The 15149-nt window shown below is 57.9% G+C and carries 16 protein-coding genes; 9 read left to right on the top strand and 7 right to left on the bottom strand.

Annotated features, from left to right (window positions below; all coding sequences use genetic code 11):
- Positions 1-17: 17 nt before the first annotated feature.
- On the bottom strand, positions 18-2126 hold the full coding sequence (locus ACWJ62_RS07685) for a 4Fe-4S binding protein (RefSeq protein WP_449285649.1): 2109 nt from the start codon (positions 2124-2126) through the stop codon (positions 18-20).
- Between the two features lie 109 nt (positions 2127-2235).
- Between ACWJ62_RS07685 and yghU the strand changes: the two genes are divergently transcribed.
- Both yghU and ACWJ62_RS07675 read left to right on the top strand, forming a co-directional pair.
- Complete coding sequence (gene yghU, locus ACWJ62_RS07680) at positions 2236-3108, top strand: glutathione-dependent disulfide-bond oxidoreductase (RefSeq protein ID WP_449285648.1); 873 nt, start codon at positions 2236-2238, stop codon at positions 3106-3108.
- The gene (locus tag ACWJ62_RS07675) at positions 3105-3665 is read left to right on the top strand and encodes an LOG family protein (protein ID WP_449285647.1); all 561 of its coding nucleotides are present in this window, start codon (positions 3105-3107) and stop codon (positions 3663-3665) included. The genes yghU and ACWJ62_RS07675 overlap by 4 nt, the downstream gene beginning before the upstream one ends.
- A 27-nt stretch (positions 3666-3692) precedes the next feature.
- On the opposite strand, the gene ACWJ62_RS07670 is transcribed toward ACWJ62_RS07675, so the two are convergent.
- The 3 genes from ACWJ62_RS07670 to ACWJ62_RS07660 all read right to left on the bottom strand — a co-directional run bounded on the left by ACWJ62_RS07670 (position 3693) and on the right by ACWJ62_RS07660 (position 5054).
- Entirely contained in the window at positions 3693-3869 is a 177-nt protein-coding gene (locus tag ACWJ62_RS07670) for a hypothetical protein (RefSeq protein ID WP_162851864.1), read from the bottom strand.
- 102 nt (positions 3870-3971) lie between these two features.
- Positions 3972-4715: a spermidine synthase gene (locus tag ACWJ62_RS07665; protein WP_449285646.1), complete on the bottom strand. Its 744-nt coding sequence runs from the start codon at positions 4713-4715 to the stop codon at positions 3972-3974.
- Between the two features lie 6 nt (positions 4716-4721).
- The gene (locus tag ACWJ62_RS07660) at positions 4722-5054 is read right to left on the bottom strand and encodes an ankyrin repeat domain-containing protein (protein ID WP_449285645.1); all 333 of its coding nucleotides are present in this window, start codon (positions 5052-5054) and stop codon (positions 4722-4724) included.
- A gap of 106 nt (positions 5055-5160) precedes the next feature.
- On the opposite strand from ACWJ62_RS07660, the gene ACWJ62_RS07655 reads away from it, so the two are divergent.
- The 3 genes from ACWJ62_RS07655 (at position 5161) to ACWJ62_RS07645 (ending at position 7577) form a co-directional block, all read left to right on the top strand.
- Positions 5161-5784, top strand: a complete 624-nt coding sequence (locus ACWJ62_RS07655) for a YbhB/YbcL family Raf kinase inhibitor-like protein (RefSeq protein ID WP_449285644.1) — start codon at positions 5161-5163, stop codon at positions 5782-5784.
- Between the two features lie 172 nt (positions 5785-5956).
- Entirely contained in the window at positions 5957-6808 is an 852-nt protein-coding gene (locus ACWJ62_RS07650; protein WP_449285643.1) for a UDP-2,3-diacylglucosamine diphosphatase, read from the top strand.
- Positions 6809-6884: 76 nt separating this feature from the next.
- On the top strand, positions 6885-7577 hold the full coding sequence (locus ACWJ62_RS07645; RefSeq protein ID WP_449285642.1) for a TVP38/TMEM64 family protein: 693 nt from the start codon (positions 6885-6887) through the stop codon (positions 7575-7577).
- Positions 7578-7593: 16 nt separating this feature from the next.
- Here ACWJ62_RS07645 and ACWJ62_RS07640 read toward each other — a convergent pair whose 3' ends face one another.
- Positions 7594-8766: an ADP-ribosylglycohydrolase family protein gene (locus tag ACWJ62_RS07640; protein ID WP_449285641.1), complete on the bottom strand. Its 1173-nt coding sequence runs from the start codon at positions 8764-8766 to the stop codon at positions 7594-7596.
- Between the two features lie 377 nt (positions 8767-9143).
- Between ACWJ62_RS07640 and ACWJ62_RS07635 the strand changes: the two genes are divergently transcribed.
- Positions 9144-9980 (top strand): cytochrome c peroxidase, encoded by an 837-nt coding sequence (locus ACWJ62_RS07635; protein ID WP_449285640.1) that lies wholly within the window; start codon positions 9144-9146, stop codon positions 9978-9980.
- Between the two features lie 68 nt (positions 9981-10048).
- Positions 10049-10783: a DUF6969 family protein gene (locus ACWJ62_RS07630; protein WP_449285639.1), complete on the top strand. Its 735-nt coding sequence runs from the start codon at positions 10049-10051 to the stop codon at positions 10781-10783.
- A 6-nt stretch (positions 10784-10789) separates the two neighbouring features.
- Here the strand turns inward: ACWJ62_RS07630 and ACWJ62_RS07625 are convergent, their stop codons facing one another.
- Together ACWJ62_RS07625 and ACWJ62_RS07620 are read right to left on the bottom strand one after the other, a co-directional pair.
- Positions 10790-11056, bottom strand: a complete 267-nt coding sequence (locus ACWJ62_RS07625) for a zf-HC2 domain-containing protein (RefSeq protein WP_449285638.1) — start codon at positions 11054-11056, stop codon at positions 10790-10792.
- Positions 11050-11667, bottom strand: coding sequence for an RNA polymerase sigma factor (locus ACWJ62_RS07620; RefSeq protein WP_449285637.1), 618 nt, complete (start codon positions 11665-11667; stop codon positions 11050-11052). The genes ACWJ62_RS07625 and ACWJ62_RS07620 overlap by 7 nt, the downstream gene beginning before the upstream one ends.
- A gap of 254 nt (positions 11668-11921) precedes the next feature.
- Here ACWJ62_RS07620 and ACWJ62_RS07615 point away from each other — a divergent pair, with 254 nt between their 5' ends.
- Together ACWJ62_RS07615 and ACWJ62_RS07610 are read left to right on the top strand one after the other, a co-directional pair.
- The gene (locus ACWJ62_RS07615; RefSeq protein WP_449285636.1) at positions 11922-14111 is read left to right on the top strand and encodes an FAD-dependent oxidoreductase; all 2190 of its coding nucleotides are present in this window, start codon (positions 11922-11924) and stop codon (positions 14109-14111) included.
- A complete protein-coding gene (locus ACWJ62_RS07610) occupies positions 14098-15069 on the top strand; it encodes a radical SAM protein (RefSeq protein WP_449285635.1) in 972 nt (323 codons plus the stop codon). Before ACWJ62_RS07615 ends, ACWJ62_RS07610 begins: the two co-directional genes overlap by 14 nt.
- The last annotated feature ends 80 nt before the right edge of the window (positions 15070-15149 follow it).

Genomic DNA, 15149 nt, shown 5'->3' with positions numbered 1-15149 from the left:
TGGTGCAACGGAGCGGGCTAGCCCGCGTCCGTTGCCAGTATGTTTGCTTGCCTTGATCGTTTTTTGGTCTCGAGGCGTTTGTCGACGCATTGGGTCTCGTCTTCGAGAATAACGACACACTCCAGACACTGAATGCACTCGTCGTAATCAATCCGGCCATCCTTGCGAATAGCGTTGATACCGCACTCGTTCTTGCAATGCTGGCAGGGGTTGCCACAGAGCTCGACCCGGTCCAGCCAGCTGAACAGCCGGAGCCGTCCAAGCACGGCAAGGCCGGCGCCTAGTGGGCACAGGTAACGGCAGTAGAATTTGTGAATAAACATGCCGAGTACCAGCAGGCCAACGGCGTAGAGCACGAATGGCCAGGAGCGAACGAAAAACAGGGTGATGCTGGTTTTGAAAGGCTCTACTTCCGCAAGCTTCTCGGCAATGGTCAGGGAGTAGAACGCAGTGCCAACGAGGCCAACCAGTATGGGGTATTTGAGCAGGATCAGGCGCCGGTGCCATTGCTCAGGCACCTTGATCTGCCGGAATTTCAGTTTTTCACCAAGCCAGGCGGCCATTTCCTGCAGGGCGCCAAACGGGCAGAGCCAGCCACAGAACAGGCCCCGGCCCCAGATGAACAGGGTTACGAAGGTGTAGACCCAGAGAATGAAGATGATTGGATCGAGCAGGAAGACATTGAGGGAGAAACCGTCCCAGATGGCCAGGAACAGGGTATAGATATTAACAACCGAAAGCTGACCCTGGGCGTAAAAGCCAATGAAAAACAGGGTGAAAAAGAGGAAGCCCCAGCGGAACCTCTGCACCAGCTTCGGGTTTCGGCTCAGCGTTTTCTGTTTGGCGAAGAACACGGTCAGAACGGTCAGGCTGAGAACCAGCAGTGAAATCTGCCACCAGCGTTCTTTCCACAGGCCGATCCAGACCGGTTGCCGGGTGTCCTCAGGGTAGGGGGCAACCTCGACGGTTTCAAACAGCTCTTCGTTGAATTGAACCGGGATATCCAGGGATGCCCGGTCCACCATCAGGTGATTGCGGGCCAGTTCGACATTCAGCTTCATGTTGGCTTCCGCGCCCGGGTTGAAGCCGGCGTTACCGCCGACGCGAAACAGGTTGCCGGCCTCGAATGACGGTATGCCGGCCGCCCGGAAATCGAGATTCTGGTCCAGCAGGTTCAGGTCGCGCATTTCCACGGCAAGGTTGTTCTGGGTGAGCCCAACACGGTCAGGGGAACTGCCGGGGACGAACTCGCGGGAAACGTGGGTAAAGGCGCCACGTGACATGACGGCCAGAACCTGTGCGCCGTCATCCAGCCGTTGCATGAGGCGCTGGTAGCCATCGTCTCCGAGCAGGTTCCGTCCCACCATGGGCGAATTGATGTAGGCGAAGAAAAGCTCGGTAAAAGGTTCGCCGTCTGCGGGTTCGATGTCCATGGGGTAGTCTGAAAGAGGCCGGCCCAGCTCGGCCTCGATGGACTCGGCGGCAATCTGCCAGTGCCCAATGTAACCGCGATCCACCAGTTGCTGCCAGGACATGGGCTGGAAGAAATCCGGTTTCGCCCTTGTTGGTGCGCTCTGGGCAAAGCCCTCGAGTTTCTTGCGGGCGACCTTGAGGGCTGAAGAGAGCACGGTGTCATTGATGATCAGGACCGAGACCGTGGCCTTGCTGACACCGTCAAAATGCACCACGTTGCCGTCACTGGTGCGTCCGGAACGGCTGGAGTTGGAGGTGCTGACAATAATCTGCTCTTGTAACGAATGCCCTTCGTATTGGTCTACAAACTCGAACAGGGGCTCTTCGCCCAGGCCATGCAGAAAGACCGGCTCGTGGTGATTCAGCACCTTGATACCGGTGAAACGCCCTTTGCTGTCCAGGCCGATCAGCATGCTGATCGGTTTGCCGGCAAAGCCCTGGAGGCGGCTGTGATCTATGGTTTCGTAGGCATAGCCGAGCAGTTCCTGGAGTTGATACACCGGGTACACGGGAAAATCCGGCAACTTGTCTTCAACGACCGTTGCCGAGGGAAACAGCTCCTGAATCAGCGCCCGCTTGCTGTCTGACAGCTCGGCCTGAACCTGGGGCATTACAAACAGACAGGCAAGAAGGAGCACAATGCGCCCTGCCATGGGGTACTCCTGTGGTTCTTTTTGTTTGATCTTCCATGCTAGAGTTTTTGGCCCCGGGCTCAATGCGACCTCGGAGCCAGCTGAGTGCTACTTTGTGAGGAGAAATGCCATGACCGACGCTACCTACACGCCACCCAAAGTCTGGAAATGGGACTCCGAGAGCGGAGGTCGGTTTGCCAGTATCAACCGCCCGATCGCCGGTCCGACCCACGACAAGGAGCTACCGGTTGGCAAGCATCCGTTGCAGCTTTATTCGCTGGCGACGCCCAACGGCGTGAAAGTAACGGTGATGCTGGAGGAGCTGCTGGAGCTGGGTATCAAAGACGCCGAGTACGATGCCTGGCTCGTCAAGATTACCGAGGGCGACCAGTTTGGCAGCGGCTTTGTGGAGGTGAACCCCAACTCCAAGATTCCTGCCATGATGGACCACAGTGTCAGCCCCTCCATCCGCCTGTTCGAGTCCGGGTCGATCCTGCTCTACCTGGCGGAAAAGTTCGGGGCTTTCTTGCCCAAAGACATCGCCGGCCGTGCCGAAACCATGAACTGGCTGTTCTGGCAGATGGGCAGTGCGCCCATGCTCGGTGGCGGCTTCGGTCATTTCTACGCCTACGCGCCGGAATACTACGAGTACCCGATCAACCGCTACACCATGGAAGTCAAGCGTCAGCTGGATGTGCTCGACCGTCAGCTGGCCAATAACCGGTACATCGCGGGCGATGAATACACCATTGCCGATATGGCCATCTGGCCCTGGTACGGCGCCCTGGTGAAAAACAAGGTGTACGATGCGGCCGAGTTCCTTGAAGCCCACACTTACACCAACGTCATCCGCTGGACGGATGAGATTGCCCAGCGCCCCGCGGTCAGGCGTGGCCGCATGGTTAACCGAGCCTGGGGTGAACCGAGCAGCCAGCTGCACGAGCGCCACGATGCCAGCGATTTCGAGACCCAGACCCAGGACAAGATCGGGGACGGTGAATGAAGGTCGCGGTCTATTGTGGCTCCCGGTCCGGCAACGATTCGCTCTACGCGGACAAGGCCCGGGAGCTGGGTGATTATTTCGGTCGCAATGGTATTGAGCTGGTGTTCGGTGGCGGCCACGTCGGTCTGATGGGTGTTGTGGCCGATGCGGTATTGGCCGCTGGCGGTCGGGTTCACGGGGTCATACCCGAGCATCTGCGGGACCGGGAGCTGGCCCATTCTGGCTTGACCGAGCTACACGTGGTCAAAAACATGCACGAACGCAAGGCTTTGATGGCGGATCTAGCCGACGGCTTTGTCGCGCTGCCGGGCGGCATTGGCACCCTGGAAGAGTTGTTCGAGGCCTGGACCTGGGGGCAGTTGGGGCTGCACCACAAGCCTTGCGCCATCTACAACGTCAACGGGTTTTTTGACCCGTTGCTGGCGATGGCGGAGAACATGGAGCGGGCCGGGTTTCTTCAGCAGCAGTACATCGACATGTTGATCAGGGCCGACCAGCCGGACGTTCTGCACCGGGCCTTCCGTGGCTATCAAAGCCCCGGGGAAAAGTGGACCTGAACGACCAGGGCCCGGCGCAGTCGGGCCTTAATCCGCTTTTTCCTTGGCCTTCTGAATCGCTTCCAGCTTCTCGTGCAGCAGGGCTTCGAGTTTGATCAGCTGCTCACGGTTTTTCTCATTGGGCCGATTGGTGTAGAGATCGACGTAGGTCTTGGTGACCTCGCTCAGCACCGGATGAAGCTTTTTATAGTCTTCCTCACTCATGGTCAGTACTCCTCTCCAACACAGTGGATTCCATACCAGTAACTATGGATCATCCCCAATAATCATCAAGGACGCAGATCAACTCCGAGACGATTTTCCAGCTCACTCCATTCGGCTCACTTTTGCCATCAATCGACGCCAGTCAATGGGCAGCCGGCTTTCCAGTTCCTCCAAAACCGGGTCTTTGGGGTGCACCGACTGGAAGTGCTGTTTGCTGGCATAAACCACGGTGTTGTTGCTTTTGCTACGAAAGCCCAGAAGCACCGCAAAATGCCTCTTGAGCCGTCGGAAGTACGCTCCTTCGACATCCGGGGTGCGGTGGTAGTTCAACACCAGCCAGCCGTCTTCGGTCAGCACTCGGGCGCACTCATCTACGAACTGCTTCTGGGCCTGGGCCGGGCTCATCCGGTCTGCGTTATAAAGATCGGCCAGAATCATATTCGTGCTCGCCGTCGGGAGCTTTTCCAGGGCATCCCTGGCATCGGCAATGGTCACCTCAAGGCGCTCACTGTCCGGCAGATCGAAAAACTCCCTTGCTGTGTCCAGTACCGCCTGGCGAAGTTCGACAGCGTGTATCCGGCATTGAGGATAGAGATGGTGAAATGCGCCGGCCATTACGCCGCCGCCCAGGCCCAGAATGGTGACGTGGCGGGGTTTGGCAAATACTGACGGCAGCATCATGGCCCGGTTGTACTCGTGTACTGGCAGATAGGGGTATCGACGGTCGATCTTGCTCTGCTCGAACACCGAATTGAAGGTAAGCACCCGGTGTTTGCGGTAATCGACCACCAGAATGCTGCCCAGGGCATCACGGGTGTGGTGAATGATCTCGCCTTTGTTGAGCATGCCGGCTTACCGGCCGGGCTCTTCGAACAGGCGTCTTACGCTGTCGGTTTTTGCCAGCGACAGTGCGGTATTGCCACTGCTGTCCTTCGCATCGCGATCGGCGCCTTTTTCCAGCAGCAGACGTACCGTTTCCGAGTGGCCGTGTTTGCTGGCCAGCATCAGCAGGGTCTCGCCCTCGCTGGTGCGCATGTTGACCGGGACGCCGGCATCAAGCATCACGCTGAGAGGGCCAGCGCCACCGTTGCGGGCCAGTTCGAAAATACCCTGGGCGAAGGCAACCGCATCCTCGTCTTTCTGGTTTGAGGGCTGTTGCGGCTTGCCGGGCTTCTGTTGGCTCATCGGGGCTCCGTGGTCAGTTGAATCGATTTTGTGTTAAAACCGTATTATCACAGAATGAGACTGTCCCAGACACAGTCCAAGGCCAAAAACCACAGGAGGCAACGCCGTGAAACTAGAGGTTCAAGGCATAGACGAAGGCCAGCCGATTCCCGAGAAATTCGCATTCGGGGTCTACAGCGAAGAAGATCACATGAGCTTCGGTCCCAACCGGAACCCCGAGGTTGTCTGGGAGGATGCGCCCGAGGGCACCAAGAGCTTCGTGGTGATGATGTTCGATCCGGACGTGCCCAGCGTTGCAGACGACGTGAACCAGGAAGGCAAGACCGTCTCGAAGGACATCCCTCGGGTCGATTTTTTCCACTGGCTGCTGGTGGATGTACCGGCCGGTACCAGCCGGATCCCTGAGGGCGAGGACAGCGATGGCGTGATTCCCAAGGGCAAGGAGTCGGGTCCCGGCCCCATCGGTATCCGCGGCGTGAACAACTACACCCAGTTTCTGGCGGGTAATCCCGACATGAACGGCACTTACGCCGGGTACGATGGCCCATGTCCGCCCTGGAACGATGAAATCATCCATCACTACCACTTCGAGGTGCACGCACTGGACGTGGATACCCTTGCCCTTGATGGCGAGTTCGATGGTAACGATGTGCGCGAAGCCATGGCAGGGCATGTGCTGGCCAGCGCAAGGGTTACGGGTACCTATACTCTGAATCCGGACCTGCGCTAGCGGGCCATATACCACCGGATCAACGGTGTTCCGGTAACCCGGCGGGTTACCGGACGGTTCGCCTGCCCGCCCCATCCTCATCGTCACAGAACTGTCTCACCCTTGTCACTTGCTCGTCACCGGCTCTTGCCAAGGTACCAGTGTCCGGACTGGTTGAATGACGGGAGACGACATGAGGAGTTACCGGAGCGTTTTCATTTCCGACGTACACCTTGGCACGGCAGACTGCCAGGCTGAATACCTGCTGGACTTCCTGAGCCACGTCCGCTGCGAAACCCTCTATCTGGTGGGCGACATTATCGACCTGATCGCGATGCAGCGGCGGGTGCACTTTCCCGATTCCCATCAGGCCGTCATCCACAAACTCATTGAGCTGGCGGCCAGCGGAACCCGAGTGGTTTACGTGCCCGGCAATCACGACGATTTCCTGCGCCGGTTCTGCGGCCAGACCATCGCCGGCATTGAGCTTCGATACAAAGCCGTGCACACCACGGCGGATGGCCGTCGGTTCATGGTCTGCCATGGCGACCAGTTTGATCAGGTGGTGCGTTGCAGCCCGCTGATGCTTCTGGTCGGCGACCGTGCCCACGGCATGCTGCTGCGCCTGAACCGCTGGTTCAACACCTGGCGCCGGCTCAAGGGCAAGCCCTACTGGTCGCTGGCAGCCTGGGTGAAAAGCCGTATCGGCAAGGCCCGCACCTTCATCCGCCGGTTCGAGCTGGCAGCCCTGACGGTCGCGGAAAAGGGCAACTACGACGGCTTTATTTGCGGGCACATCCACTCTGCCGGCTTCCTACGCAGCGAAGAAGGACTTTACTGCAACGACGGTGACTGGGTGGAGCACTGCACGGCCCTGGTGGAGCAGGAGAACGGCAAACTGGAGCTGCTGCACTGGTCAGAATCGCCGATAGTGCTGGCAAAAGAGCCGGATGCCCCGAACCCGGATGTGTGCGGCGATGCCCGGCCGGTGATCGACACCCTGCCAACGGCCTTTGTGGAGCAGGTTAACCGACTGGCCAGCTGAGCCTTTCGGGTTCCTGAGGCAATTGCGGACAACGGCTATCGCTTCCTGTTTCCGGGATAGCGGGTAGAATGGCCATATGACCCGTTCGCAGTTGGTTTTCCGTCTCTCATTTCTGGCTATTGTCGCGCTGCTGATGGCGGCGATCTGGTTGCTGCTGCGGCAATTGGGTATGCCGGCCAGCTTTGCGCCGTCGGTGCTGTCCGACTGGTTCGCCAACCAGGGCACCTTGGGCCCTGTGTTGTTGATGCTCCTGATGATTCTGGCCGTGGTGGTCGGGCCGATACCCACTTTGCCGATCAGTGCGGCGTCCGGCCTGGTGTACGGCATGTTCAGCGGTACAGCGATTGCGGTAATCGGTGCCCTGGCCGGCTCGCTCATTGCGTTCTATCTGGCCCGGGTGCTCGGGCGCGAGGTTGTTCAGAAAAAGCTTGAAAACAACCCGGTATTCTCGGCCCACGGTTCTCAGCGGTTCCTGTTCATCGCGGTATTCCTGACCCGTCTCATTCCCCTGTTTTCCTTTGCCCTGATCAGCTATGCCGCTGGTGTGACGGCCATACATCTCTGGCGTTACGCCCTGGCCACCATGCTTGGCATGTTGCCCATGACCTTCGTGTTTGCCGGTCTGGGTCATACCTTCGAGCTCAATCCCACCCTGACCGTTTTGGCGGCCGCTACAGTGCTGTTGGTGATGAGCACACTGCCCCTGTACCTGCGGCGGCGCCCGCACTCCCGGCTGTCCCGTTGGCTGCATCTGGATGGGCGGGTTTGAGTTTTACAGTGAATGCCTAGCTGACTAGCAACGATTCGATATCCTGATATAGGGACGCAGCATTGGTAACCTTCGCGAGCCAGCTCAGGGGAATGCCTGTTTCACCGCCAACGCCATGAATAGCCGCCATGGCAGGGCCAATGATCCAGGCGCGGCCGCAGGAGTCGCCGCCACAATGAATGTTGGCGCGAATGGCCTCCGTGTAGCTCCCGGCGTGGTTGAGAATGTGAAAAATCACAGGCATGGCTTCTTGCAGATAGCAGGTTCGACCAAAGGTATCGCCAGCACTAACGCCGTCCAGTTCTGAGCCCGCGCGGGCACGGTTCAGGGAATCCTGAACCGGCGCCTCGATGATGGCGGCATCCATGGCTTCGGAAAGCCCTTCGCCCCGGAAGAGCCGATCCAGAAGCAACGCTGCGCATTTCGCCCAGGCTACGGCATCGTCGTTGTTGTTCGTGACCCGGACGGCCGCTTCCGTGGCTTCCAGAAGTTCGCGACTCATGCAGTAAGAGGCAACCAGTGGTGGCAGTTTCGACACCGCTGGCAGTTGCAGATCGTCTGCCCCACTTTCCCGCACCAGATAGCGGTCGATGGTTTCTGCCAGATGGACACCGGCCTCCTGCACTTTTGCTTCTTTGTAGGTCAGGTTGATGGCCTCGCGAACCGGTTGAGCGAGCTGGTCGCCACTCAGCCGGCGGGTATAGGGCATCACTTTTTGCACCAGCACCCGCTTTTGTTTTTCGGTCAGTCCGGCGGGCATGGTGTCCTGTGCCTGCTTGACCGCTTCGCGCTCATTGGCGTTGAAGTTCTCAAGAGTAATGCGCGTAGGATTGTCGATAAATCCCCGCCACTGCCCGCCTGGGCCAAAAAAGGCACGAAACCGGCGTTGATAATCCCGTACATCCAGTACGGCGTTGTTAGCTAATAAACTGTCCGTCAGAACGCCCGTTGCGGCGCCATAGTGACTCACATCGCCAACTTGCTTACCTTCATGGGCAAAGTAGCCAAACCCCTTCGTATAATAGTCCGCCCTTGGCGGGAGAAATTCCGGTGTCTGGCCGCCAACCTCTGCGATGCGCTCGCTGTTGTAGAGCCAGTGCAAACCCAGGCTCGCCGCGTCCGCGACCCAGCCTCCTGCCAGGGCGGCAGTTATGGCAGCTTTTCTTTCGTGCGGGATTTTGCAGGCCATCGGGGATCCTCAATGTCGGATTTGAATGTATTGCTGAAGCATAAATCTTCTTTCCGCTACATGAATTACGTTGTAACAACGCTTTGGTTCCCGTGTCAGTGTGAGTGAGGTCTTTATTTCGTCCATCGTGTTTCGTGTTGTTCGCCTCTGCATCGTTGGTCGGGTTGTAAACCCCTTGGGTGGAGCTGTGCTCCACCCTTTTTTATGTCTGCAAGAAACGTGGCCTACCTTTTTCAGGTTTGCAAAAAAATGCTGTTCGTTTTCTGAGTAGCTGTAATAGTTCCGAAACTCATGTGTCTCCTAATCTGACCGCTCATCGCAGCGATCACGGGCTTCCAAAGCCCGCCTCAAAAACTCTGTGAACAGGGAGAGAGACCATGTCCACGATACATCCGTTGAGAAAAGCGATTCGCACATCATATGAACATCGACGCACGACCTGGTGGTCTGCCGCACTGGTGACCGCCATGCTTGGAGCCGGAGGTATGGCTTCGGCTGCCTGCGGTCCCTGTTCTCCTTGCAAGAATCAGTGTAAGGCAGGACAACAGTGCAAGGCTGGCTGTAAAGCCGGGTGCAATCCCTGCGCCGCAAAAAACCCGTGTGCAACGAAAAACCCCTGTGCGTCGAAGAATCCGTGCGCAACCGAAGGCTGCAACCCGTGCGCGGCCACCGGCAAGTGCGGGGCAAAGCCCAATCCCTGCGCCGCCAAAAAGGTTACCCGGCCAGCGGCTTACCAGCCCTACGAGGGCAATCCCTGCAAGCTCATGGCGCTCGGGAAGAAGCTGTTTAACGACACGTCCCTGAGTAGCAATGGGTTGTCTTGCGCGACCTGCCATAACGATGGTGCGGGTTACAACGCAACCTTTACCAACGCCTACCCACATTCGGTGACGATGGCCAGAAACATCTTTGGCATGGAGTCAGTGCATCTGGATGAGATGGTTCAGATCTGCATGGTGCGACCCATGGCTGCCGAACCTCTGGACTGGGGCGGCGAGCAGCTTGCGGCGTTAACGACCTACATGGCCAATATCCAGACGCAGCTTTCCGCCAACCCCTGTGCCTTGAAAGGGGGCAAATGTGGTGCTTGCGGCCCGTGCGCTGGTAAGAACCCCTGCGCGACGAAAAATCCGGGCGCTACCAGAAATCCCTGTGCCGCGAAGAATCCCTGCTCGGCCAGTAGTGGTAAGCGAAGGGCAGATGTCGCTGCGTGATCAGTTGAAGGATTGGATCGCGCGGCTTCGGGGGTTTTCCGGAGTCGCGCGGTAAGGAGCAAAAAACTATGCAAGAGCTTCATGTTACGAGGCCGGGAAGCCTCATGGAAAAGCAGTTGTCAGACAGTCTCGCGGCCATCCACGAGATCAGGGAGTGCTACCGGGTGCTGAAAAAAGGCGGGCTGAATGTGGTCGGTGAGGTTCTCAAGGGGCAGGGTCCTTTCTATGAGATGGAGCATTACCCGAAGGACGATGTGTACGATCAGGAAACGGCGTCCCAGTATTATTACCACGCTCACCGGGAGGACCACGCCGAGCATGGTCATTTCCATTTGTTCCTGCGCAACGGGGCCTTACCCGAGGAGGCAAAACCACTCATGGGCCCGATTGCAGAGGATCGGGTGGCACACTTGATTGCCATATCCATGGATGCGTGGGGATATCCCACGGATCTTTTTACCGTAAACCGCTGGGTAACGGATGAGAGCTGGCTGCCTGCCGAGGTGGTCGCGGGCGCGCTGGATCGGTTTGCCATTGACCATGCTCACCCAAGTTGGCCTGTTAACCGTTGGCTGACAGCCATGGTGCGTTGCTTTCGGCCCCAGATCGAAGCGCTCCTTTACCATCGTGACGAGGTTATCAATCAGCGGCGGGTGCTAGGCCTGAAGGCGGTGCTTGAAGATCGTTCGCTGGAGATTATTGGAACTGTACCTGTTGATGTGGAAAGCTGGGCGGTTGAACTGGAAGCGGAGCAGAGGAAGCGCCAAGACTGCTCCCGGCGACTTTCAGTCACAGGACGCTGAGTTCGATTATTCCGGGTCCTGGTTTGTGGGGCCTTGAGCCCCTTGCTTCAGCGCCTGGGCTACTCGTTCGTCAATCTTGCGGATAAGTTCCTCATCTGCCTGGCCAGAGGAATGTGCGTTTAACATGTCGGTGCTTGCCCGCAGGTTGCCAATAAAGGTCCGGCAGTCCTTGCACATCATCAGGTGCATTTTCACGGACATGTTCTGGAGAACCGGGAGTTCGCCATCAATGTAATCGCTGGCAATAACCGCGAGATCCTTGCACATCAGCATTCGCCGGTCTCCTGGAAGTTCTCAACCATCAGAAAGATTTTCTGCCGGGCGCGGTGCAACAGCACCCGGAGATTAGAGGCACTGACATCCAGAATGTTACAGACATCATCGGATTTGTGCTGATGAGCTTCGTAGAGCATCAGGGCCGAGCGCTGGGTTTCCGGCAGGGCAGAGAGGTGTTTGTCCAGGCAATCGCTGAGGGCGCCGTTTTCCATCAGGGTATCGGCAGAATCATGAAACTGCAGTTTCGGCGGCAGCTCCCAGCGTCCTTTGGCATTAAAACGATGGGCCAGTTCTGGCTCCAGGCTCTCCGAGAAGTCCGTCGGGATTTCCCTGTTAGTCGAACGAAGCTGATTCTTGCAACGGTTGGCAACAACGCGGTGCAACCAGGTTTTTAAACCTGAACGACCTTCAAAGCCATGGATAGCATCAATAACTTTAACCCAGCAGTCCTGAACGACTTCTTCTGCACTGGAATGGTCCAGATAGAACCGGGCGACTGCTAACATGCCGGGGGTGTAGGCACGCACTGCTTCCTGAAAAGAGTCATTATCACCAGTTTTCAAGCCCCGAATCAGTTCTATCTCCTTTTCCCGACTTGAGTCAGTCATGACCGTTCCCTTTTATGAGCAATTGTTCAAGAATAGCAGTAAGTTTGGAAATCGGTCGATAAGTTCCCGGCGTATTCGGTAGGGGGTGTAATCAAATTGTTAGATATTCATGAGCAATCGTTGACACAATGCGTTGCCGAACGACGTACAACAACGGTAAGCCGGTAGCGAACACTGAGTCCACGGTTTGATGTAACACTTTCGGGGCTGAGGTGTCTCTTCGTTATCACGTTCAAGGTAGAAAGGATTATTTCATGACACTCAAGAAATGGATTCTGGTCGCGTTGATTGCGGCTGTGGTTGTCGGGTTTATTGCCAGTGGCGGAAGCGAGCTTCTGACTCTCGAGAACTTGAAGGAAAACCAACAGTCCCTCGGTAACTGGATTGATCAGAATCTGTTGGTTGCGGTGCTGGGCTTCGTCGTTGTTTATGTCGTGGTAACAGCGCTTTCTCTGCCAGGCGCTACTATCATGACGCTGGCCGGTGGTGCGTTTTTCGGCAATCTCTACGGTCTGGCAGCCGTCTCCGTTGCCTCAACCATCGGCGCATCCCTGGCATTTCTCGTGGCCCGGTTCCTGATGCGGGATACGCTGCGTCGGCGCTACGGGGATACGGTGGCCAAAATGGACCGGGGCATTGAAAAAGACGGTGCTTTCTACCTGGCAACCCTGCGCCTGGTGCCGGTGTTCCCCTTCTTCCTGATCAACCTGGCCATGGGCCTCACGGCCATGAAGCTGCGCACCTATGCCCTGGTGAGCTGGATCGCCATGCTGCCCGGCACCTTTGTTTATGTGAACGCCGGTACCCAGTTGGGCCAGATCCAGTCCACCGGTGACATCGTTTCGGCTGATCTGCTGCTGTCCTTTGCCCTGCTGGGTCTGTTCCCTTTGATTGCCAAGTTTGTGGTGGGCTTTATTCGCCGCCGTAAAGTGTATGCCGGCTGGCAGAAGCCCGAGCATTTTGATTACAACCTGCTGGTCATCGGTGGTGGCTCTGCTGGTCTGGTCTCCGCCTACATTGCCGCAGCAGTGAAAGCCAAGGTGGCGCTGATTGAAAAGCACAAGATGGGTGGCGACTGCCTGAATACCGGCTGCGTGCCATCCAAGGCCCTGATTCGCAGCGCCAAGGCGGCGGACACCCTGCGCCATGCCAACCGTTACGGGCTGGAATCGGTGCCCGTTAAAGGCTCGTTCAAGACCATCATGAACCGGGTCAAGGATGTTATCGCGAAAGTGGAGCCCCACGATTCCCCGGAGCGTTACCGTAAGCTGGGTGTGGACTGCATCGCCGGCGAAGCCAGCTTCGTGTCGCCATGGGAGCTTGAGGTTCGGCACAATGATGGCCGCACGGAGCGCCTTACCGCCCGCAGTATCGTTGTTGCTACCGGCGGCAAGCCGGCCGTACCTCCGATCCCCGGTCTCAAGGACATGCAGCCGCTGACGTCCGACAACCTGTGGGAGCTGGAAGAGCAGCCGGAACGTCTGTTGGTGCTGGGCGGTGGTCCGATTGGCTCCGAACTGGCCCATGCCTTTGCCCGGCTTGGCACCAAGGTGACCCAGGTGGAGATGGGCGAGCGCCTATTGGCCAAGGAGGATACGGATGTCTCTGAACTCGTCCTGAATCAGTTCAGGGCGGACGGCGTGGATGTGCGGTTGAAACATTCCGCCGCCGAGTTCCGTATTGAGGAAGGTGAGAAGGTTGCCTACTGCGAGCACGAGGGTGAGCGGGTACGCATTCCTTTCGATCAGGTGCTCGTAGCGGTTGGCCGTGCGGCCAACACCGCCGGCCTGAATCTGGACCGGATTGGTGTGGAAACTCTGCCGAACGGAACCGTGCCGGTGGAAGAAGATATGAGTCTGCGTTATCCAAACGTTTTTGCCTGCGGCGATGTGGCTGGCCCATACCAGTTCACCCACGCAGCGGCGCACCAGGCTTGGTACGCGGCAGTTAACGGTCTGTTTGGTCAGTTCAAGCGCTTCAAGGTGGACTACCGGGTGATGCCCTGGGTGACCTTTACCTCGCCGGAAGTGGCGCGGGTGGGACTCAGTGAAGCCGAGGCCAAGGCGCAGGGCGTGGCCTACGAAGTGACCCGCTACGGGCTGGATGATCTGGATCGTGCCATTGCCGAGAGTGAAGACCATGGCTTTATCAAGGTGCTGACCCCGCCGGGCAAGGACAAGATCCTGGGCGCCGTTGTGGTTGGCAGCCACGCCGGGGAAATCCTGGCCGAATTCACCCTGGCCATGAAGCACGGCCTGGGCCTGAACAAGATCCTGGGCACCATTCACCCGTACCCGACCTGGAATGAGTCGGCCAAATACGCCGCCGGTGAATGGAAGCGTGCTCATGCCCCGGCGGGCATTCTGAAATTGCTGGAAAAGCTGCACGGCTGGCGCCGCGGCAAAGACACGAAAACACCGAGGAGCATCTATGCCCCTGATTGAAACCAGACCGGCCCGCAGTACCCGTATTCCGGCCGTGGAAGTCCTGGAACCCCGGGCCCGTGATAGCTGGACCCACACCCGCAACGGTGACCCACGGGGTTACATCGACGCGGACAGGCTGAAGGAACTCTGGATCCACACAGGAACCGCCTGCAACCTGGCTTGCCCCTTCTGCCTGGAGGGCTCCCATCCTGGCGACGGCCGCATTCCGGGCATGAAACTCAGTGATGTGAAACCGTTTATCCACGAAGCCATCGATATGGGCGTGGAGCAGTTCTCCTTCACCGGTGGTGAGCCCTTCGTGATCCGGGACTTCGTCAATATTCTGAATTACGCCAGCCAGCACCGGCCCTGCTTCGTGCTGACCAACGCCACGGAGCCGCTGCACAAGCGCCAGCATCAGGTGCTGCCTTTGCTGGACAACCCCTACCCGATTCATTTCCGGGTCAGCCTGGACTTCCCGGACAGGGCTCGTCACGACAAGGACCGCGGTGACGGCAGCTTTGATGAGGCCTTGCAGGGCATCCGCTGGCTGGTTGAACAGGGCTTCAAGGTGTCCATTGCCCGCCAGAGCGATCCGGAGGAAATTCCGGCAGATGTCGAGGCGGCTTTCCGTGACATCTTCCGGGAGTGGGGCATTCCGGAGAACCTGGCATTCACCGCATTTCCGGATCTGGGTACGCCAGGTTCGGAAGACGGCAGCCCGGAGATTACCGAGACCTGCATGGAGAAGTATCCGACCAAAGAGGCTCGTTCCCATTTCATGTGCACCTACACGCGGATGCTGGTGAAGAAGGGCGATCAGGTTCGGGTGTATGCCTGCACGCTGGTGGACGATGATCCGCAGTACGATCTGGGTGGCACGCTGGCCGAGAGCATGGATGAGCGCATTATGTTGCGGCATCACCGGTGTTTTTCCTGTTACCGCTTCGGGGCTAGTTGTTCGGCGCCTGCATAAGCTTCGGCTGGGGATCTTTCAGGACTGATCGCTGGCCATTGGCGCCCTGGGTGGTGGGGATAAATTCTCCTTGGAAAAAC

Source organism: Marinobacter sp. PE14 (assembly GCF_053566155.1).
The sequence above is the reverse complement of the archived record's forward strand: the minus strand, read 5'-3'. Positions and strand labels throughout refer to the sequence as shown.